At 70.0% G+C, this 19,155-nt stretch carries 20 protein-coding genes and 1 pseudogene; 14 read left to right on the forward strand and 7 right to left on the reverse strand.

All coding sequences use genetic code 11. From position 1 onward, the window contains the following. Positions 1 to 611 precede the first annotated feature (611 nt). The 6 genes from VM306_RS12610 (at position 612) to VM306_RS12635 (ending at position 4,609) form a co-directional block, all read left to right on the forward strand. The gene (locus VM306_RS12610) at positions 612 to 887 is read left to right on the forward strand and encodes a winged helix-turn-helix transcriptional regulator (RefSeq protein WP_325514437.1); all 276 of its coding nucleotides are present in this window, start codon (positions 612 to 614) and stop codon (positions 885 to 887) included. 111 nt (positions 888 to 998) lie between these two features. Beyond that, positions 999 to 1,349, forward strand: coding sequence for a YciI family protein (locus tag VM306_RS12615; RefSeq protein WP_325514440.1), 351 nt, complete (start codon positions 999 to 1,001; stop codon positions 1,347 to 1,349). Next, the gene (locus VM306_RS12620) at positions 1,346 to 1,540 is read left to right on the forward strand and encodes a hypothetical protein (protein WP_325514442.1); all 195 of its coding nucleotides are present in this window, start codon (positions 1,346 to 1,348) and stop codon (positions 1,538 to 1,540) included. Before VM306_RS12615 ends, VM306_RS12620 begins: the two co-directional genes overlap by 4 nt. A 251-nt stretch (positions 1,541 to 1,791) precedes the next feature. Then, positions 1,792 to 2,226 (forward strand): DUF6596 domain-containing protein, encoded by a 435-nt coding sequence (locus tag VM306_RS12625; RefSeq protein ID WP_325514444.1) that lies wholly within the window; start codon positions 1,792 to 1,794, stop codon positions 2,224 to 2,226. 438 nt (positions 2,227 to 2,664) lie between these two features. Further along, the gene (locus VM306_RS12630) at positions 2,665 to 3,480 is read left to right on the forward strand and encodes a hypothetical protein (RefSeq protein ID WP_325514446.1); all 816 of its coding nucleotides are present in this window, start codon (positions 2,665 to 2,667) and stop codon (positions 3,478 to 3,480) included. A gap of 25 nt (positions 3,481 to 3,505) precedes the next feature. After that, entirely contained in the window at positions 3,506 to 4,609 is a 1,104-nt protein-coding gene (locus VM306_RS12635) for a tachylectin-related carbohydrate-binding protein (protein WP_325514448.1), read from the forward strand. A gap of 578 nt (positions 4,610 to 5,187) precedes the next feature. On the opposite strand, the gene VM306_RS12640 is transcribed toward VM306_RS12635, so the two are convergent. Then, the gene (locus tag VM306_RS12640) at positions 5,188 to 5,712 is read right to left on the reverse strand and encodes a GNAT family N-acetyltransferase (protein ID WP_325514450.1); all 525 of its coding nucleotides are present in this window, start codon (positions 5,710 to 5,712) and stop codon (positions 5,188 to 5,190) included. A 21-nt stretch (positions 5,713 to 5,733) separates the two neighbouring features. On the opposite strand from VM306_RS12640, the gene VM306_RS12645 reads away from it, so the two are divergent. Next, entirely contained in the window at positions 5,734 to 6,321 is a 588-nt protein-coding gene (locus VM306_RS12645; RefSeq protein WP_325514452.1) for an XRE family transcriptional regulator, read from the forward strand. 86 nt (positions 6,322 to 6,407) lie between these two features. Here VM306_RS12645 and VM306_RS12650 read toward each other — a convergent pair whose 3' ends face one another. After that, positions 6,408 to 7,190 carry a glycoside hydrolase family 16 protein gene (locus VM306_RS12650; protein ID WP_325514454.1) on the reverse strand — a complete coding sequence of 261 codons (783 nt, stop codon included), beginning with the start codon at positions 7,188 to 7,190 and terminating at the stop codon, positions 6,408 to 6,410. Positions 7,191 to 7,321: 131 nt separating this feature from the next. Between VM306_RS12650 and VM306_RS12655 the strand changes: the two genes are divergently transcribed. Further along, positions 7,322 to 8,083, forward strand: a complete 762-nt coding sequence (locus VM306_RS12655) for a hypothetical protein (RefSeq protein ID WP_325514457.1) — start codon at positions 7,322 to 7,324, stop codon at positions 8,081 to 8,083. A 4-nt stretch (positions 8,084 to 8,087) separates the two neighbouring features. Here the strand turns inward: VM306_RS12655 and VM306_RS12660 are convergent, their stop codons facing one another. Next, a complete protein-coding gene (locus tag VM306_RS12660; RefSeq protein WP_325514459.1) occupies positions 8,088 to 9,167 on the reverse strand; it encodes an SGNH/GDSL hydrolase family protein in 1,080 nt (359 codons plus the stop codon). Between the two features lie 504 nt (positions 9,168 to 9,671). On the opposite strand from VM306_RS12660, the gene VM306_RS12665 reads away from it, so the two are divergent. After that, positions 9,672 to 10,232: a hypothetical protein gene (locus tag VM306_RS12665; RefSeq protein WP_325514461.1), complete on the forward strand. Its 561-nt coding sequence runs from the start codon at positions 9,672 to 9,674 to the stop codon at positions 10,230 to 10,232. Positions 10,233 to 10,235: 3 nt separating this feature from the next. On the opposite strand, the pseudogene VM306_RS41355 reads toward VM306_RS12665, so the two are convergent. Both VM306_RS41355 and VM306_RS12670 read right to left on the reverse strand, forming a co-directional pair. Next, positions 10,236 to 10,280 (reverse strand): annotated as a pseudogene (locus tag VM306_RS41355) (hypothetical protein); the annotation flags it as partial. Positions 10,281 to 10,329: 49 nt separating this feature from the next. Continuing rightward, positions 10,330 to 10,800 (reverse strand): GNAT family N-acetyltransferase, encoded by a 471-nt coding sequence (locus VM306_RS12670; protein WP_325514463.1) that lies wholly within the window; start codon positions 10,798 to 10,800, stop codon positions 10,330 to 10,332. Positions 10,801 to 10,966: 166 nt separating this feature from the next. On the opposite strand from VM306_RS12670, the gene VM306_RS12675 reads away from it, so the two are divergent. Then, a complete protein-coding gene (locus VM306_RS12675; RefSeq protein WP_325514465.1) occupies positions 10,967 to 11,356 on the forward strand; it encodes an HPF/RaiA family ribosome-associated protein in 390 nt (129 codons plus the stop codon). A 103-nt stretch (positions 11,357 to 11,459) separates the two neighbouring features. Here the strand turns inward: VM306_RS12675 and VM306_RS12680 are convergent, their stop codons facing one another. After that, on the reverse strand, positions 11,460 to 13,883 hold the full coding sequence (locus tag VM306_RS12680; protein ID WP_325514468.1) for a hypothetical protein: 2,424 nt from the start codon (positions 13,881 to 13,883) through the stop codon (positions 11,460 to 11,462). A 274-nt stretch (positions 13,884 to 14,157) separates the two neighbouring features. Between VM306_RS12680 and VM306_RS12685 the strand changes: the two genes are divergently transcribed. From VM306_RS12685 to VM306_RS12700, 4 genes are all read left to right on the forward strand, one after another. After that, complete coding sequence (locus VM306_RS12685; protein WP_325514470.1) at positions 14,158 to 16,902, forward strand: LuxR family transcriptional regulator; 2,745 nt, start codon at positions 14,158 to 14,160, stop codon at positions 16,900 to 16,902. A 78-nt stretch (positions 16,903 to 16,980) separates the two neighbouring features. After that, complete coding sequence (locus VM306_RS12690) at positions 16,981 to 17,301, forward strand: hypothetical protein (RefSeq protein ID WP_325514472.1); 321 nt, start codon at positions 16,981 to 16,983, stop codon at positions 17,299 to 17,301. After that, positions 17,280 to 18,692, forward strand: a complete 1,413-nt coding sequence (locus tag VM306_RS12695) for a PLP-dependent aminotransferase family protein (protein WP_325514474.1) — start codon at positions 17,280 to 17,282, stop codon at positions 18,690 to 18,692. The genes VM306_RS12690 and VM306_RS12695 overlap by 22 nt, the downstream gene beginning before the upstream one ends. Before the next feature lie 70 nt (positions 18,693 to 18,762). Further along, the gene (locus VM306_RS12700; protein ID WP_325514476.1) at positions 18,763 to 18,930 is read left to right on the forward strand and encodes a hypothetical protein; all 168 of its coding nucleotides are present in this window, start codon (positions 18,763 to 18,765) and stop codon (positions 18,928 to 18,930) included. Positions 18,931 to 18,989: 59 nt separating this feature from the next. Here VM306_RS12700 and VM306_RS12705 read toward each other — a convergent pair whose 3' ends face one another. Further along, positions 18,990 to 19,145 carry a twin-arginine translocase TatA/TatE family subunit gene (locus tag VM306_RS12705; RefSeq protein WP_325514478.1) on the reverse strand — a complete coding sequence of 52 codons (156 nt, stop codon included), beginning with the start codon at positions 19,143 to 19,145 and terminating at the stop codon, positions 18,990 to 18,992. Positions 19,146 to 19,155 lie beyond the last annotated feature (10 nt).

Below are 19,155 nucleotides of genomic sequence, written 5' to 3' on the forward strand. Positions count from 1 at the left end.
ACGAGCGGCCCGACGGTGGCAGCGAACCGTTTGCGTAGCAGCTGACTCGCGCACACCGTGGCGGGATCTTCACGACCTCAATGCCGGCGTCGACGAGGACGGACTGAAAGTCGAAAGTCATTGGCACGAATGATTCAAACACACCCGCTGGCCCGCTATACCAGTTTCAAGCTATCCAACACCGCGTGAACACGCGGATGTTACACGCTTGCTACACCGGAGGGGTCCTGTCCCCTCGGACACGAGAATATCGCAAATTTGCGACGTCGACGTGGCAGGTGCTCAAGTCCACTTGAGCACCTGTTTTGCGTTTCCATTCCACCTGCAGGTGGCGTTCGATGAGCATTTTCTACATCCGCCCGATCGTTTACGGGCTTCAGATTGACGGGGCCCGGCCTCGATTACAACACTCCCGACAGGAATTACCAGCGGGGTGACACCAGCGAGACCGGGAACTCCCGCGGATCCGGGCAGGTCTGCGCCGAATTCTGGATGCGCAACGGCGACCGCTGGGAATCAATCGGAAAGCCGTGCGTGAACGTCGGCTGACGACCATCGGACATGCGGGGTCCGCATATCCAGGGAGCGTGTCCGTGTTTCGGGAATGAAATGTGCGCCATGGCGCGGCCGTCCGCACGTCGACATCGAGCCAGCCGGCCACCAGCTCCGATGCGCGGCACAGAGCTCTGGCACCCCGCAGGAAGCTGCGCGAGTTCGAGGCGGACGGTCTCGTCGCGCACCGTCCACGCCGAGTCCCCTCCCGGGTCGAGTACGGTCTCACCGCACTAGGGCGGAGCTTGAGCCCCGTGGTGGAGCAGCTGAAGGCCTGGGGTGAGTATTACCGCAGTTCAGCCCGCGAATCACGGGCGAGCGCGCTCCCCTCGTGACGGAGCGGCTCGAGCGGAACTGGATTTCGCCGTTTGTCGATCCGACGCCCGCGCTGTACGTCGTAGGGTGAGGCCGCCTGTGGAGGCGGCCCGCACCGAGAGGTTGACGACGTGGCGAAGTACATGATCCTCATCTACGGCGACGCCGAGCAGTGGGCAGCGATGACCGAGGAGCAGTGGCAGGCGCACCACGCCGGTTACGGGGCGTTCATGGCCAAGGCCGGCGCCCGCCTCCTCGACGGTCAGCAGCTCGAGCCGACCACCACGTCGCTGCGCGCGGACGCCGGAGGTCAGGTCCACACCACCGACGACCCGTTCCTGGAGGCCAAGGAAGGACTCGGCGGCTACTTCCTGGTCGAGGCGGCCGACCTGGACGAGGCGCTGGAGATGGCGCGGCTGCTGCCGGAGCTCAACTACACGCACAGCGGTCTGGAAGTCCGCCCGCTGGTCGAGCGGGGGTGACCGACCCGCACGACGAGGTCGTCGCGGCGGTGAGGGAGGCCCACCGCCGCGACTGGGCCAAGGTGCTCGGCGTGACCGCCCAGCTCACCCGGGATCTCGACCTGGCGGAGGAGTGCGCGCAGGACGCGTGCGCGCAGGCCCTCGAGACCTGGGGCGAGACGGGGTTCCGGCGCGGCTGGGCGCCTGGCTGACCACCACCGCCCGCAACCGGGCCCGCGACCTTGACGCGCCGCGAGTCCGGGTTCCGCCGCAGGATGCCCCTGCTGGTCGCGGACGAGACGGTGCCGGGACCGGAGGCCCTCGACGACGACCGGCTCAGGCTCATCTTCACGTGCAGCCACCCGGCGTTGTCGACGGACGCCCAGGTCGCGCTGACGCTGCGGCTGGTGTGCGGGTTGTCCAGGCCCGAGGTGGTCAGGGCGTTCCTGGTGCCGCGGCCACCATGGCCGCCCGCATCACCCGCGCCAAGAAGAAGATCGCCGCGGCTCGCATCCCCTACCGGGTGCCGGGCCCGGACCAGCTGGAAAAGCGGGTCAGCGCCGTCCTCGAGGTCGTCCACCTCATCTTCACCACCGGGCACACCGCCCCGTTCGGCGACCAGCTGGTGCGCCGCGACCTGACCGGCAGCGCGATCCGGCTGGCGCGGCTGCCGCACCTGCTCATGCCGGCCAGCGCCGAGACCAGCGCGTTGCTCGCCCTGCTGCTTGCTCACCGCAGCGCCGCAGCTCAGGACACGGGACGGTACTCGTTGATGACTTCCCCGAGGATCTGGGTCCGCAGGATCCTTGGGGCTGTCCAGCCGGGTGTGGCAGGGGTTCGCTCCTGCGCGTCGGGTGGTCGTCGGTCTCGGGATGGGTGCGGTCGGTGTCTGTTGTAGTGATCTTGAAATGTGGCGAGGACCTCCCTGCGGATGGTGCCGATCACCCGCTCACAGTGGCATTCATGCGCGGCGCTTGGGGCGCACTGAGCAGCACCTTCACCTCCTCGGGTTCGAAGGCGACGTTGAAGGAGGCGCTGTGCTCCCTGTCGCGATCGCGGAGGACGAAGCGCAAGGACTCGACGCGGTTGCCCAGGTCGCTGGCGAGGTTGCGAGCCTGCTGGCACGGACAGCTGTGCGCGAGTCGCGCGGTACAGCAGCGAAAGGATCATCCAGGCAGCATCCAGCTGCTGTCCGAGGGGTTGTGCGTAGCTGCCACCTGCAGCGATGACCTTGCGAATCCCACAGCCTTCCTTTAGTCAGGTGTCCGGCGATCACGGTTGTCGATAGGAGCGATGGGGGTAGGAGTTGTACACGTTCTGTCGATACGGGGCCGCGTTGGTGCTGTTCGTCTATGGGTTCGCGAAGCTCAACGGGTCGCAGTTCACGGTTCTGTCGTCCGAATTGGACAAGCCAATGGGTGATGTCTCAGGTTTCTGGCTGACCTGGCACTACTTTGGCTTCTCGCCGATTTTCGGCACGTTGGTCGCGCTGGTCCAGATCACTCTCGGCGTACTGCTGTGCTGGCGCAAGACCACATTGATGGCCGCGTGCGGCGGGCTGGGCGTGCTCGCCACGATCACGCTGATCGACCTGGCCTATGGCGTCGACGCCAGCGCTACCGTGATGGCTGCGGCAACCACTGCCTGCCTGGGTTTCGTGGTGGCCCGGCATCGTGCTGACCTCGTGCGCGTGCTCTGGACCGACCAGCACTCCACCGACGCACAAGGTATGCGCGAGGTCATCGTGAGGGTGATCATCCAGGTCGCGGTGCTGGTCGCCGCGTTCGCTGGCACATACTGGATTGCCAATGAGAACAACCGTGCGCCGACGCCGCTGGATGGCGCCTGGGAGGTCCGTACCGGAACCTACCAGCCAGTCGGCACTGTTCGTCCGGTTGAGCGCCTGTACTTCGAGTACAACCGCGCCTACCTGGTGGTCTTCCGCTTCGGCAACCACTGGATCGAGCACCATTTCGAGGTTGACCCCGCACGGCGAGAGCTGCGGATGTGGGAACAATGGCTACGCAAAGACACGCCCCTGTTGTTCAACGGTGCCTATGAGCTGACCGGCGATCGACTGGTGATCACCGGAACCTCTGATAACAACGCCTCCCCCGTTCGCCTCGAGCTCACCCGACTCAGGAATCGCTGAAACGGATCTAAGCCACTGTTTTCTGATGTCAACGGCGCGCTCATGGCTTCCGATCGCGCACGCCGAGTGGCAGCGGTACACGACGCCCGAGTACGTCAACCGCATCACGGTCGACGAGACCGGGCGCATCTACATCGTCGACGACAAGGGCCTGCTCAAGGTCTACCTGTGGAACAACACCGAGAAGAAGTGGCTCAACCCGTCGGGTGATGTGGTCGCCAAGGGCTGGGGCCAGTACGACTCGACCACCGCTGGTGGCGCGGGCGTGCTGTACGCGCGCAAGGCCACCGGCGAACTGATCCGCTTCCGGTACCACCCCGAGTCGCAGCGGTTCGTCCAGAGCGCCAAGCAGGTCGGCACCGGCGGGAACGGCTTCAAGCGCATCTTCTCGCCTGGCGGCGACGTGCTTTACGGCGTGTGCCCCGACCGCGTGATGCCCTGGTACCGCTACATCGAGTCGACCGACTCGTGGGTGGACGGCGACAACACCGGTGTCCCGATCGGACAGGGCTGGGGCGCCGACGACACCACCGCGATGAGCGATGCCTGCGAGCTCACGTCCGTGCCGTTCCCGCAGCGCGTGACCGCTCCGCTCGACCACCGCGCGCCCGCACGCGCGATCATGGGCAAAGACGGTGTGCCACAGTACTTCTACGTCAACAGCAACGGGCAACTGGTGCACGGCAAGCAAGTCAGGACCACGGACCCGACGATCGTGCACCTCGCCGCGCTCAACGGCGGCGGATTCACCAGGACCCCGCCGCCGTGCTCGGCACCGGAGACCGGCTGCAGGCGTTCGCACTCCCGGACTGGGCTGGCCACCTGGCGTACGGTCCCCGGCGGCCAGGTTGCCGGCATGCCCGCCGCCGTGGTGAACACGTCCGTTGACGGCAAGCTTCGGCAACCCGGCCGCCGCCGTCGACAGGGACGGCCGAATCCGCGTGTCCGTGCGCGGGAGCGACACCTACGTTCACGTGACCGCGCAAAAGGCACCCGGCAGCTCGGTCTACCGGCAGTGGAGCGTGCTGGAGGACGCACGGATCGGAATGAGGTGGCCATCGGACACCGACACCACGATGCTGTCCACGCAGGGCGGAGACGTATTGATCACCTTCCGCGACAGCGGTGAGGTGCCGTACTTCTTCCAGACTGAGGCAGTGGCACCGGAGGCGATTTCCGCGCGGGCGGCGATCACCACGCCCGCCGAGGTCGGATACGTCGGAGGCCCTGTTCGCAGGTGAACAGGAGGGCGGCAGGTGGTCCGCCGCAGCCGTCGGCCGTTCACCTGTTCGAGGTCCGTCTGGCGAGGTCGTCGACTGCAACACGAAGATCCTGTTGTCCGCCGAGAAGATCGACGGCTGACGGCCACCGCTGATGGAGCGGATGGCATCGCCGTCAACTGCGACGGGAATGCACCTGGCCGTGAACACCGCGGGTCGGTCACTGGCGGTGATCCTCACGCCCGACCAGGCCGGCGACAACCCGAGCACCTGCACCGCGTTGCGGCAGCGGCGGATCAGGGTCACCACTCCCGAGCGCATCGACCAGATCGCTCACCGCAAGGCCCAGGTTTCGGCCCCGATCTCTACGACCTGCGGAACGTGGTCGAGCGCTGCTTCAACCGCCTCGAGCAGTTCCGCGGCCTGGCCACCAGGTTCGCCGAACGAGCCGCCTACCTGCCCGAACGACATTTCAGCAGGCGCGGTGTCAGTCCTGGGTGGATGTCGTGGCTGTGAGGCGGAGCGTCATGAACACACTGGCCGGATCCGGGCGGTAGTCGGCGAACGGCGGACACGACACGAATCCGTGCCGGGCGTAGAGGCGGCGGGCCGGCGCGAAGAAGTCCTGGCTGCCCGTCTCCAGGCTGACCCCGTGATAGCCGCGCCTGCGGGACTCCTCGATCAGGAAGGTGAGCATGTGCTCGGCCACGCCGCGGCCACGGGCCTCCGGCCGGGTCCGCATCGCCTTGATCTCCCCCTCGGACGGGGAGATCTCCTTCAGCGCGGCGCACCCGAGCAGCGCCCCCTCGCTCCACGCGGTCCAGAACGACACCCCGGTCTCGCGCAGCCCCGCGTGGTTCAGGGCGTGCACGCTTTCGGCGGGCGAGGTCGCGTACATGTCGGCGAGGTGCTCGGCGATCAGGTCCCGAACCGGCCGGCGGGTGAGGTCGTCAGGTTCGATCGTCAACGCGAGCACGGCCGGCCTTCCCGGCAGCGCATCCTGGTTTCCCATATCCGGGATACTATCCCGGATATGGGACAGTCAGAAGAGGTCGTCGGCCACGACAACCGGCTGGAGCTGCGCCTGGCGGCCCGGCTCGCCGAGCTGCGCACCGAACGGGCGTGGTCGCTGGAGGACTTGGCCCAGCGCACGGGGATCAGCCGATCGACGCTGTCCCGGGTGGAACGCGCGGAGATCAGCCCCACCACGGCGCTGCTGGGCAAGCTGTGCGCGACCTACCAGCTGACGATGTCACGGCTGCTGGCCGAAGTGGAACCGGCGCTGTCACCGCTGGTGCGCGCCGACCGGCAAACCGTGTGGCGGGACGACGACGCCGGGATCACCCGCAGGTCCGTGTCGCCACCGTCGGCCGGCCTGCGCGGCGAGGTCATCGAGGTCACCCTGCGGCCCGGCGCGGACATCGCCTACGACGGCTCACCCGCCCCAGGCCTGGAACACCACGTCTGGATCCTGGACGGCGCACTGGAGATCACCGTCGACGGCACGGCCCACGAGGCCCGCACCGGGGACTGCCTGCGCTTCCGGCTCTGGGACAGCTCACGGTGGCACTGTCCCGGTCCCGGCCCGGCCCGCTACGCCCTCACGATCATCCTCCCCTGACCCGAACCGACCAAGGCCAAGGATTCTCCACGCTGCCACCACCGCTTCGCATCGGACGTCAACGCCGTAGCCCCGTCGGAAGGGCGCTACGTCCGTGTTCGTCCAATGTAGACGTTGCGAGCGCGGTAGACCGTCTCCGCGGTAGGACCCGGGCTGCCCGATGAGCCTTCCATCTGCAGGTTGAGGATGAGCCACAGCGGTTTCCCTGCGAAGTTCTTGCCCGTGTGCTTGGCGACCCACGTGCCGTCGAGGTAGTAGTGGATGTCGACGTCGGTGCCGTTCACCTTGGTGATCCATGCCCGGTAGGTGTGCCACGAGCCGGGTGAGGACACGCCGACGATCGAGCTCGACACGTCGCTCGACGTCCGGAAGGTGTTGAACCAGTTCCGGTTGTCGCCCTTGAACTCGAGGATGTCGCTCTCGGGCGGCCAGCTGTTCACGCCGGTGAGCCAGAAGGCGGGCCAGGTGCCGCGCGCGGACGGTGCCTGGAACTCGCCCTTGACCTCCCAGTTCGGGAACTGGTCGCTCACCACGACGTGCTCCTTGGCGTGGATCGCGCCGGAGTGGTAGCGGATGGGCAGGTGCGGGTCAGCGCTGCTGTTGCCCTCGTCCCACGAGATCCGCGTCGCCTTCAGCGTGAGCACACCGCCTGACAACGACACGTGGTTGTGGTCGGTGGTGCTCCCGTACATGCGGGCGGTGCCGTTGTGGTCGGAGCCCCACGGGTAACGGTAGTTCCACTCCGACTCCAACGCGCCGTAGCCGGCGAAGGACGCGGGCCCGATCACGTCCTCCCACGCCGCCGCACGCGCAGGGCTCGGAAGGCCAGCCGTGAGGACGAGGACGAGCGCGGTCACCGCGATTCTCATGGATCGCACTGTGGAGCAGGAAGTATCGGTGACGCAACGACTCCGTCGAATCGACGTTCGTTTCGAATCGAACCCGGCGAAGTCGGGACACCTCGCTGCCGAGAGGTGTCCCGCTCTTCTAAGTTGCCGACATGTCACTGAGGAAAGCGCTCTCGTCGCTCATGGCTTTGTGTCTCGCCGCGGTCCTCGCACCGGTCGCCGCGGCGCACGCACCATCTGGATGCGCGCGGCAGAACATGCTGTTCTGCGAGGACTTCCAATCCGTGCCCCTCGGCGGCGCGACGAGCCTCAGGTGGGGCGTCGACACCAGTCACGGCACCCTCACCGTGGAGAAGGCCGCACGCGGTCAACGGGTTCTGCACGTGCACACCGAACGCAACGGCCGCGCGTTCCTCCGGGTGGAGGACTTCTCGCCTCCTGGCAACAGCTTCTACGGCAGGCTCCGGCTCCGAACCGACGCCTTTCCGCGCAGGCCCGACTGGGCCCACTACACCCTCGTCGAGGCCACCGGCCAAGGTCCGGAGGTGGTGCGGCCGCTGGGTGGCCAGTACGTGCCCACTGCGGGCCGTGCGCTGTGGGGTGTCGGTGCCGACGGCGGACCGACCGGCGACTGGACGAACTGGCGCGAGTCCGCCCCGTCCCGCGAGGACGTCTGGCAGTGCGTCGAGTGGCGGATGGACGCCACCGACAACCGGATCGAGCTCTGGTTCGACGGCGTCCACCAGCCGGACCTGACCGTGTCGACGCACGAGCACGGCGGAAACCCCGTGGACTTCGTGTTCCCGCGCTTCGACTCGGTCAAGTTCGGCTGGCAGCTCTACCAGCCCAACGACGGCGCCTACGGCCTCTGGATGGACGACATCGCGCTGGCGACCACGCGGATCGGGTGTTGAGCTCTCACCACACCGGCCCCAGCTTCGCGATGTAGTCGTTCAGCAGACCGGAGATCAGCCTGTGGTCGTGCTGCGAGAAGTGCCAGTCGCACCCGAGGCGGTCCAGTGCCGGGTCCGCGTAGTTCCAGTGGCGGACCCGGCTGTCGGCCCGCTCCTGCGCGACCTGCCGGACCGCGTCGGCGAACGTTCCCGACGCCTCCGGCACGCTGACGACGATCATCGTCGTCGAGCCGTACCGGGCGCGCAGCTTGTCCAGGAACTCGTGGTAGGCCGACTTGTACGCGGCAACCAGGCTCTCCGTGGTCGGCCACTGCTCACCGGGACGCAGAGCCGTGGAGAAGTCGTTGGTGCCCAGCCCGACGACGACGAGCTGCGGCCGCCACGTGCCGGGGTTCTGCCAGACGTCGCCGTCGATGTTGAGCAACGCCCGGTCGTAGTAGGTGCGGTAGCTCGTGCCGGGCTCACCGCCGTTGTAGTTGCGGACCATGCCGCGGCCGGAGAAGGCGTTGATCTGGTAGTCGGCGTTGAGCGCGCGAGCGGTCAGCGCGCCGAAGCTGAGGTCGGCGTTCGTGTTCTGGTCGACACCGCCGTTGGCGGAGCAGTCGCGCGTGGTGGACAGGTTGCCGTAGCCCGCGGTCAGCGAGTCGCCGATGAACTCGATCTGCCGGGTGCGCGCTGCGGGTCTGGCCAGCACGGCGCCGGTGAATCCGCCGAACTCCCCCGCCGACCACGGGCTCTCCGACCGCTTGACGAGCCGGACGCGGTGCTCGGCATTGCTCAAACCGCGCGCCCAGTAGGTGATCCGGCCCGGCTTGGCGAGCGTCGCGACGGTGCGGCCGTCGATCTGCACGTCGTAGTAGCTCGCCGCGTCGTTGACCGTGACGCCGACGCTCGTGCCGCGGAACCGGCCCTCGAAGTAGACCCCCGGCCAGGAGTACTGCCCGGACTTCGTGACCCGGCCGGCAGTGTGCGCCCGGTCCAGGGCACCGGGTGCGGCTTCGGCCGCCGGGGCGCAGAGCAGTGCGGCGACGAGGACGACCAATGCCGGGCGGGCCGACCTCCGGGCGGTGAGCGATGGCGACATGAGACGAAAGCTGGCAGAGCGCCTTGGCAGCGTCAAGGCGCTCTGCCAGAAAGCGTTGGCGTATCGACGAATTCGACGTCTGAGTCGTCGAGCGGCCACCTTTGCGGAGTCAGGAGCACCGCGGGTCGTCAGCAGCGTCCTGGCCTGTCATCAACCGCTGGACCGGAATTCACAGGCCGTACCCGGCATGGTGTGGCGGGGTGATGGCGCGGCAGCCCAACAGTCCCTACCGGGCGGTGCTCACGTCCCTGTCTGAGTCAGTGCTTGGACCGCCATCCGTTCCCAGACACCGACACCTCCCCCTTGCGGGTCACGACTGCTCGTGGTCGATCTCCCGCAACGCCACCTCGATCACTTCGAGGTAGGTCACGTCGGCCACCACGGTCTTGCGCTTGCGGCCGAGCATCGTGCGCCCCGCGGGCTCGTCGCGGGTCTGCCACCACTTCGCTCCCAGACGAAACCGTCGCCGAAGTCCAGGTCCGGCGGCAGGATCAGCACGATGACGTGTACGACGAAGACGAAGAGCGTTCCTCGCTCGTTCTCATCGACATGAGAACGGGAGAGCTCGAAACGGTCAAGAAGATCGACGGGAAGGTCGACCACGTGTTGATCAACCCAGTGCGCGGGGACAGGCTGCTCTACCACCTGCTCGATGAGGACCGGATCGGTCTGGTGACCATCGACACCAAGAAGAAGACGATGCTGACCGACTCGAACGATCACGGTGCGCACCCGTTCTGGGTGTCCAACGGCCGGGATGCCGCTTTCGCGCAGCGGGCGCAGGGTGAGACGCCGGAGCAGGTGGTGACCTACAACATCCGCAAAGTGGAGTTCTTCAGTTACGACATCCGGGAGCGAAGCAAACACTTCGCCATGAATCCCGCGCAGACGATTCATCCAGGGCGACGGGCACGACGACTCGGCGCCGCACACCACCCGTTCATCCGAGGAGCCCGCGGCCCCGGCAACGATCTCGTGGCCAGGAACTCACCGCGCCGCCATCGCACTGAGGTAGCGCGTCAGAGCCGCCGGCGTGGGATGGGTCCACAGAATGCCGACGGGTAGCTCGGTTCCGGTGCTGTGCCGCAGCTTCCCCCGAATGGCGATGCCCATGACCGAGTCCAGGCCGATGTCCGAAAACGGTCGGTCGGTGGCAGCACGGTCAACTGTCGAGGACGTGGGCGAGGAGCATGGTGGCCGGACCGAAGCCGGCCCGCTGGTAGAAGCGCACTGAGCGTTCACTGGGTGACAGGACAACGCGGACGCAGCTACGCACACGTGCGTGCGCGACGGCCGCGTTGAGCAGGGCGGCGCCGATTCCGCGATTGCGGTGGGCGGCGAGCACGAACGCGTTGCCCAGGTAGGCCCATCGACTGGCCGGCCGACCTGGTTTGGGCATCCGCTCGAACATGGTGAGGTTCACCATGCCCACAGCCGCGCCGTCGATCTCGGCCACGAACGCCGCCCGGCGTGGCGCTTCTGCCGTGTACCACTGGGCGAAGCACTCCTCGAAATCATCGTCATCAAGCGAATGGCCCGCCTGCTCTTCCGACCATTCCCGCCGCAATGTCGCCAGCGCCGTGGTGTCGCGCTCACTGGCCTGTCGTATCAACGCCGGGCGCGGAGACGTCACGACTCGATCCTCCTGGAATTTTCCTCGTTGTCCGGTTGATGGTCACCGCAGCTCAGCGCCCCAACGCGGAGTTCAGGCACCCTGGACGCTGAACGCCGCCGCGTTTGAACCGGCCGCTCCCGTGGTATCGATCAGGACCATTTCTGTCCCGTTTCGGAGGGTGCTCATGCAGATCCAGGTCAACACCGACCACAACATCCACGGTGGCGAAGGACTGGCCACCTATGTGACCACCGACCTGGAGAACAGTCTGTCCCGGTTCAGCGGATGGTTGACCCGGGTCGAGGTGCACCTCAGTGAGGACGGGGGCTCCAAGCCGGACGACAAGAAGTGCGTCATCGAGGCGCGTCCGGGAGGCAAGCAGCCGGTCGCGGTCACCCACCACGCGACCACCGTGGACGACGCCTACGCCGGGGCGGCGCAGAAGTTGGGACGGGTGCTGGATTCCCGGTACAGCCGCGCCCACGACCACAAGGGCAGTGAGAGCATCCGCCACATGCCCGCCTCGGACGACCTGGAGCCGGTCGACGCGATCGGGGACGAGCCTCGGGGCTGACCGAGGCGACAGGGCGCCGCAGGCCTCGTTGACCGTCATCCACCCCTGAACGACGAGCGGGGGGTGCTCCACACGGGAGCACCCCCGCTTCGGCACGACGGGGTCAGAGGCGTTGGAGGGTGTAGGTCCCGCTGCCCGCCTTGTTGACCAGGACCACGCCGTGCCAGCCGCTGGTGGCCGGGGTGAAGGTGATGGTCTCCACCGCGCCGGGACCGCCCGCCGTCGCGCTGGCGGTGGCGGTCACGCGGCTCCTGACGTAGGTGGAGGACGAGCCGTCCACCGAACCGACGACGAACAGCTCGGCGTCCTGGGACGAGCTGCCCGGCGTGACCCTGATGGTCACCGGCACGCCCGCGGTGAGCATGGTGTCGCGCACCGCCACCACCCTGGAGCTGGTCATGGCGACGGACAGCGAGCCGGCCGGCTGCAGCAGCGTCGAGCTCTGGGCGAACTCCAGGGCGTAGGTGCCTCCTGGGCCGGACGGGGCCGTGACCCTCGGGTAGAAGTCGCCGAGGGGCGTCTTGCCGGTGTTGGAGTTCACCGCCACGAAGTCCACCGCGCCGCGGATCACGCTGGAGCCCTTCTGGACGCTCTGCGCCTTGTCGTCGTACACGCGCAGGTCGTAGTCGGAGCCCGAGGCCGGGCGCAGGGCCACCACGGACCACGCGTTGTTGGTGGTGTTGTAGGAGAAGTTGTGCGAGCTCGTGGGCGGGGTAGGCCGGGAGACCGGGCTGTTGGCGGTCAACGGGTCGCGGAAGGTGTAGTCGATGGTGTTCTGGTAGAGCGAGGCCAGGGCGCTGACCGAGGTGGTGAAGCCGTCGGCGCTGCGGTGGGCCCAGAACTCGGAGAAGCTGTTCGACTTGTGGCTGAGGAAGGTCGTCCAGATGTGGCCGGGCGCGAGGCCCTCCTCGGACAGCCGGTCCCACGGGGCCTCGTTGGTGCTGTCGGACAGGTCGATCAACGCGCCGGCGACGCGACCCTCCACGGTGTCGCCGTTGTCCCAGCCGAAGGTGCCGAGCGGCGGGTCGGCCCAGGTGGAGCCCCAGGTGGCGCTCTCCAGGTCGATCGTCTTGCCGTCCGGCCAGTTCCACACCGGGTCGTTGTAGACCTGCGCCGGGGTCCACTCGGCGAAGCCCTCGACCCAGGCCAGACCCGCGGTCGACCGCGTGTGGACGTTGTGCGCTCCACCCGCGCCGGGTACCGCGCTGTACTCGTAGACGTCGTCCATCACCGAGTGGGTGGCCTCGTGCACGGTGACGTCGCGGGAGATCGGGTCGACGGCCTTCAGGAACACCTGGCGGACGACGGGGTTCGGGTCGTAGTGGGTGCCGACGGTCGAGTCCCAGCGCCAGTTGACGATCACCTTCGGGCAGACGTCGACGTCGAGGGCGTCCCAGCACCCGCCCGGCTTCCAGTACCAGAAGTCGTTGACCGCGTCGAAGGCCTGCACGCCGAGCCAGTGCAGCGGGTCGGTGGGCTGGAGCTGGCCGAAGTTGTGCGTGGCGCCCGCGGCCAGGTTGGCGGCGACGGTGCTGTCGTAGGAGAACACCTTGCCCGTGCCGGTTTCCTGCACCCGCCACATGTTGTTCTCGGCGATGAACCGGACGTAGACGTCCTGGCCGCCGTCGACGGTGCCGCCATCGGTGTCGGTGTTGTCGAAGCACACGGTGTAGTTGCCCGCGCTGTCGGTGGCGACCACGCCGAGCAGGTCGTGCGCGTCGTTGTTGTCGCGGTCCCACACCTGCACGCCGTAGTTGGGAGAGCTGCGGACGGCGAAGGCGCTGTCGGTGTAGGCCCAGCCACCGGTGACGCAGGCCGTTCCGGCGAGGGCGGTCGTCCCCTGGACGTGAGCGTCGACCGGGACCGGCGCGGCGGAGGCGGCGGCGGGCCGGTGGATCAGCCGCGGTGCCACCCGGCCGGCGGTGACCTTCGTCGCGGTGGCGGCGGAGTGGGCTGAGCCCGCCATGCCGGAGGCGGACCTGCCGCCGCGGTCGGCCACGGTCAGGTAGACGTGGTCGACGGGGACCGGGGCGTGTTCGTCACCGGCGCTCACCGCGCGCGCCGCGATGTCGGCGGGGCCGGCGGCAGTGGCCCGGACCCGGCCGGTGAACCGCTTGGTGCCGCCCGCGGCCAGTGCGGTGGCACCCCCGGCGCGGTGCAGGCCTCCGCGGTCGGCCGGAACGGCCGCGGCCACCTGGCTGACACCGAGGCCGGCGGGCACCTGCTCCCATTCCAGCCCGACCGGCAGGTCGACCTCGACGCGCACGTCCGGCCGGGCGAACTGGGCGGTGACCTCGACGGTCAGCTGCGCGGACTCGCCCACGGCAGGCAGGGCGGACAGCGAGGCCGCGACGGAGACGCAGCTCCCCCACGGGTTCACCGTGGAGACGTGCGGGTTGGGTCTCAGCGTGCACGCCGGTGACCCCTCTGCGGCCTGCGCCCCGGTGGGGAGGGCCGTGATCAGGCCGCTCACGGTGAGCGCGACCAGTGCGGTCGACCACCGGGTGCGCCCGTTCGTTCCAGACATCGCTCACTACCTTCTCGGAAGCTCGGAAAGGTTTGTGCGGCCCACGATCGCGGCGCGCTGCCCGGTCAGACAGAGCCACTACCGGGGAGGCTGGGGTGGACCACTCCCCCTCGCCACCGCCAACGACCGGCCACAGTGGACGGTCATGCCGCCGTTGGCCCGACAAGATCCCGCCGATCGGCGCAGCCCAACGGACCTGACGGCGGCTCACGGCGAAATCCCCGCGCGGGAGATCACCGCCGCACCTACCGTGAAGGCTGGCGGAAGGGGAAAGGTGGCCGGTGCACAGGTGATCGGGCGGGAGCGCGAGCTCGCCGCGGCGGCCGCTGTCCTCGCCCGGTCGGAGGAGCACACCGCCCGGTTGCTGCTGTCCGGCGAACCGGGCATCGGCAAGAGCGTGCTGTGGGGACAGGTGCTGGCCGACGCCGCCGCACGTGGCCACACCGTCCTGTCGTGCCGCCCGGTCGAGTCCGAGGCGCGGCTGGCCTTCGGCGGCCTGGTCGACCTGTTGGACCGCGTGCCGGACACCGCTTTCGCCGCGCTGCCGAGTCCGCAGCGGGCCGCGTTGGAGGTGGCGTTGTTGCGCCGCCAGGCCGACGACGGCGCGGGTGACCCGCGGGCGGTGTGCCTGGCGACGTTGAACGTCGTCCGCTCGCTGGCCGCGGCCGCACCGGTCGTGCTGGCGGTGGACGACGCGCAGTGGCTGGACGAGTCGAGCAGCCGGGTGCTGGCGTACGTGGTGCGCCGGCTCGCCGGAGAACGCGTGGCGGTCGTGGTGTCCGTCCGCGACGAGGCGGGAGACCCGGCGCCGCTGGGGTTGACCGAGCAGGACCACCTGGTGCACCTGCGGCTGAGCGGGCTGAGCATCGGCGCCCTGCACCGGCTGGTGCGCTCCGCGGTCGGCTCGCCGCTGCCACGTCCCGCGCTCGTCCGCCTGCAGCGCGCCAGCGGCGGCAACCCGTTCTACGCGCTGGAGCTCGCCGGGGTGCTCGACGACGGCGCACCGGGGCTGCCGCTGCCGGCACCCCGCGCGTTGAGCGACCTGCTCACCAACCGGGTGGTCGCGCTGCCTGCCCGCAGCCAGGAGGCGTTGCTGTACGCCTCGGCGCTGGCGCAGCCGACCGCGGGCCTCCTCGCCGCGGCGCTGGGCGACGCCGAGGCAGCCGACGAGGCGCTGGCCGACGCCGAGGACCACGGCGTGGTCGAGGTCGTGGCGGGAGCCGTCCGGTTCACGCACCCGCTGCTGCGCTCGGCGGTCTACTCGGCCGCGCCGAGCGGCCGTCGGCGGCGGGTGCACCGGCGGCTGGCCGCCGTGCTGGACGACCCCGAGACCCGCGCCCTGCACCTCGCCTTCGGCGCGAGCGGCCCGGCCGCCGAGGTGGCCGACGCGCTGGACGGGGCCGCGCAGCTCGCCCGGCAGCGCGGCGCTCTGGAGAACGCCGCCAGGCTGTGGGAGCTGGCGGCCGGTCACGTCGTCGACCCCGTGCGCAGAGCCGGGCTGCGCGTCCCCGCCGCGCAGTGCCTGTTCGCCGCGGGCGACGCACAACGGGCCCGCGAGCTCTTCGAGGCGGCCGTGGCCGAGCTGCCCGCCGGACCACAACGCGTCACCGCACTGCTGGAACTGGCGATCGCGGTGTTCTTCGGCGGCGGGCCCGTCGAGGCCACCGCGCTGAGCGACGAGGCGCTGGCCTGCGCGGGTGACGACCCGGTCCTGCGCGCGACGATCTACCTGCGCCGGTCGTTGTTCTGCCAGAACGACACCGCCGAGCGGTACCGCAACACGCGACAGGCGCTGGCCGAGATCACCGGTCACGAGGGCGAGGCCCCCGACGACCTCGTGGCGTGCATCCTGGCCGGCAGCGCCTACTACCGGTTGCTGGCCGGTCGAGGCCTGGCCGTCGCCGATCTCGAGCGGGCCGCGGCGCTGGTCTCGCCGACCACGCAGTCCCGTGACGCGCGGGCGGCGCGCAGCCTGTTGCGGGTGATCGCCAAGTACACCTGTCCCGTGCACGCGCGGCAGGAGTTCGCGAGGTCCCGCCGCGCCTCACTCGACCAGGGCGACGAGGCGCTCGCCGTGCAGGAGCTGGTGCACCTGGCCGAGCTGGACCTGTGGCTGGGCGACTGGCCGCTGGCCGCCGCGGAAGCCGCGGAAGCCGTCGACGCCGCGGAACAGACCGGGCAACGACCGTGGATCGCCTACTCCCTCTGCACCCGTGCCCTGGTCGATGCCCACCGCGGTGACCACGACGCCGCCCTGGCGACCGCGGAGGAAGGGCTGCGCATCGCCACCGAGCTGGACGACTCGTGGGTCACCGTGCACCTGCGAGCCGTGCTGGGGTTCACCGAGCTGTGCCGCCACGAGCCGGCGGCGGCCAGGGCACACCTGCTCGCCGCGCTGGAGGTCTGCGCGGCGGTCGGGCTGGGCGACTTCCCGGTCAGCTCCCTGTACGGCGACCTGATCGAGGTGAGCGCAGAACTGGGCCTGGTCGCCGAGGCCGAGGCACTGCTGGCGGACCTGGAGCTCCGCCGCGACCGCGCGCCGCGGCCCTGGATCACCGCTGTGGCCGCCCGCTCGGCCGCGCTGGTGCGGATGGCGCGCGGCGACCTCGCGGGCGCGCAGGCGGCGGTCTGCCCGCAGGACCTGCGGATGCCCTTCGAACAGGCGCGCACGGACCTGGTCCGCGGCCGGGTCCTGAGGCGGCGCAAGGAGAAGCTGGCCGCGCGCGAGGCGCTGCTGGCCGCCAGGCAGGAGTTCGACCGCCTGGGCGCGCGCCGCTGGGCGGACGAGGCCGACGCCGAGCTGGCCAGGCTGGGCCTGCGCCGCGACGACGAGCACGGCCTCACCGCGACGGAGCTGCACATCGCCCGGCTCGTGGCCGGCGGGCTGAGCAACCGCGAGGCGGCCGCGGCGGCGTACGTGACCACCAAGACCGTCGAGGCGCACCTGAGCCGGATCTACCGCAAGACCGGTGTGCGGTCCCGCCGCGAACTGAGCAGGCTCGGATTCCTGAAGGGCTAGCCACGCCCCTTCCGCAGGACCAACTGTGGGGTCGCTCCCCGATTCCCGAGGGGGTGCCCACGCCGCAGGCTTGACCGCATGACGACGGAGCCGGCGGGCGAGCTGTTCCTGGTGGAGTGCTACCTGCCCGGGGCGGTCGCGGACGAGATCACCGCCGCGATGACGTCCGTGGTGGCCGCGGGTCGGGGGACCGCGGTGTTCGTCTGCTGCCTGGCCATCCCGGGCGACGACACCTACTTCTGCCTCTTCAGCGGCGGCACGCCGGAACACCTGGGGCTCACCTTCCGCCGGGCCGGGGTGCCCTTCGAGCGGATCGTCGAGGCCAGGCAGGTCGGTCTGGACGCGGCTGGGGCGGCGTTCGCAGGACAGGGGGAACGATGCGCGACCAGGAGAGCTTGACGGTCCCGATCGGGCTGGACCGCACGAGCCACCGCCCGTTGCAGGAACAGCTGGCGCGACAACTGGCGCAGGCCGTGGACAACGGTCAGCTCGCCCGCGGCCACCGGTTGCCCTCGACCAGGACGCTCTCGCGGCGGCTGGACGTCTCGCGCGGCGTCGCGCTCGCCGCCTACGAGATCCTCTACGCCCGCGGCTACCTGGAGAGCCGCCGGGGTTCCGGCACGTACGTCGCCGACACGGCGGACAGGCCGGCTGCCGTGCGCACGCTGTCCAGGCCGGCGCCGCGCGCCGACCTCGTCGACTGCACGCCCGGCCAGGCGACCCGCGAGGCGTTCCCGCTGGCCGCGTGGCGTGCGGCGTGGCGTCACGCGAGCTTCCAGCCGCCGCTGGCGTGCGACCTGCCCGCCGGCGGACTGCCGGAGCTGCGCCAGGCGGTCTTCGAGCACCTGCGCCGCACCCGCGGCCTCGTCGCGGAGGAGCACGAGGTGCTGATCACCACCGGCGCGCCCCAGGGCGTGGCGCACGTGCTGGCCGCGCTGGGGACCCGCGGCCGGCGCGTCGCGGTGCAGGACCCGGCCCCGTCGGCGTGGGGCCAGGCCGTCGAGTACGCGGGGGCCACCGCCGTGGCACTGCCCGCGGACCGGGACGGCGGGTGGACCGGCGTGGTGCCGCCGTCCTGCCCTGTCGCGGTGGTCTCCCCCGACGGCCCGGCGCCCTCCGGCACGGTGATGCCCGCGCTGCGCCGCCGGCAGCTGGCCGACTGGGCGCGGCGCGAGGACGGCCACGTGGTGGCGGTGGCCCAGGACCACATCGCGCCGTCCGCCGCGCCGCTGCCCCGGCTGCTGCACATGGCCGGCGACCGCGTCGCGGTGGTGGGCGACTTCCGCACGGTGTTCTCACCGTCGTTGCGCATCGGGTACGTGCTGGCGCACCGCAGCCTGGCCGGCGACGTGGTGCGGTGCGTGAGCCGGGGCCACGACCAGCCGTCCGCGGTGGCCCAGTCCGCCATGGCCCACCTGCTGACAGAGGGACACGTCACGCGTCGGCTGCGTCGGCTGGCACACCTGTTCGCGCGCAAGGACGCCGTGGTGCGGGCCTCGCTCGCACCCCTGCAGCCCGGGATCAACCTCGCGGCGCCGGGCACGCCGGGCGTGGTCGTGGTGCACCTGCCCGACCACACCCGCGCCGAGCAGGTGCACGCCGAACTGGGCCTGCGCGGTGTGGTGGTGCCGACCCTGGCGTCGTACCACCTGCCCGGCCGCCCGGCCGCCAACGCGCTGGTCCTCGGGCACGGGCACCTGTCCGACCGGGCGCTGCGCACGGCGCTGGGCGAGTTGATCGCCGTGCTGCGCGCCGACCGTGCCCCGGTCAACAGGGCGTGCGGCCTGTAGCGCAGGCCGTCTCTCGAGCTCCGCGCGATCTGCGCGGTCAACGCACGACAAACAGAGGGGAAGAGTTCTCGTGAACATCCGCAGTTGGGTGATCGGGGCCGCTGTCGCACTCGCGGTCGCGGCAGGTGGGGCCGTGGCGGCGCCGCAGCAGCACGACGGCAACGCGAGCGTGTCGTCGTGGTCCATGTACGGCGACGACGAGAGAGGCGGCGGAGGCGAGGGCGGCAGCGGCGCCTGAACCGAACACGACCTGGAGCCGTCCCCTTCCGGAGAGGGGGACGGCTCCAGCCGTTTCCGTCACCCGTCGTCGCGGTCACGCTCGTCATCGCTCCCGCGGCGCAGCTCCCGGCGAGCCTCCGAGACCGACCGCGCCAGCTTCGGCAGCCTGCTCGCGCCGAACAGCAGCACCACGACCAGCAGGATCAGCAAGATCTCCGTCGCACCCAGTGGCACGGCAACGCTC

The organism is Lentzea sp. (assembly GCF_035525475.1).
Classification (GTDB): Bacteria; Actinomycetota; Actinomycetes; order Mycobacteriales; family Pseudonocardiaceae; genus Lentzea.

Coding starts and splice junctions, on each gene's coding strand:
- VM306_RS12690 (WP_325514472.1), top strand. CDS start 16,981: ATGACGACGGAGCCGGCGGGCGAGCTGTTCCTGGTGGAGTGCTACCTG.
- VM306_RS12645 (WP_325514452.1), top strand. CDS start 5,734: ATGGGACAGTCAGAAGAGGTCGTCGGCCACGACAACCGGCTGGAGCTG.
- VM306_RS12625 (WP_325514444.1), top strand. CDS start 1,792: ATGGCCGCCCGCATCACCCGCGCCAAGAAGAAGATCGCCGCGGCTCGC.
- VM306_RS12635 (WP_325514448.1), top strand. CDS start 3,506: ATGTCAACGGCGCGCTCATGGCTTCCGATCGCGCACGCCGAGTGGCAG.
- VM306_RS12660 (WP_325514459.1), bottom strand. CDS start 9,167: ATGTCGCCATCGCTCACCGCCCGGAGGTCGGCCCGCCCGGCATTGGTC.
- VM306_RS12640 (WP_325514450.1), bottom strand. CDS start 5,712: ATGGGAAACCAGGATGCGCTGCCGGGAAGGCCGGCCGTGCTCGCGTTG.
- VM306_RS12695 (WP_325514474.1), top strand. CDS start 17,280: ATGCGCGACCAGGAGAGCTTGACGGTCCCGATCGGGCTGGACCGCACG.
- VM306_RS12650 (WP_325514454.1), bottom strand. CDS start 7,190: ATGAGAATCGCGGTGACCGCGCTCGTCCTCGTCCTCACGGCTGGCCTT.
- VM306_RS12680 (WP_325514468.1), bottom strand. CDS start 13,883: ATGTCTGGAACGAACGGGCGCACCCGGTGGTCGACCGCACTGGTCGCG.
- VM306_RS12655 (WP_325514457.1), top strand. CDS start 7,322: ATGTCACTGAGGAAAGCGCTCTCGTCGCTCATGGCTTTGTGTCTCGCC.
- VM306_RS12675 (WP_325514465.1), top strand. CDS start 10,967: ATGCAGATCCAGGTCAACACCGACCACAACATCCACGGTGGCGAAGGA.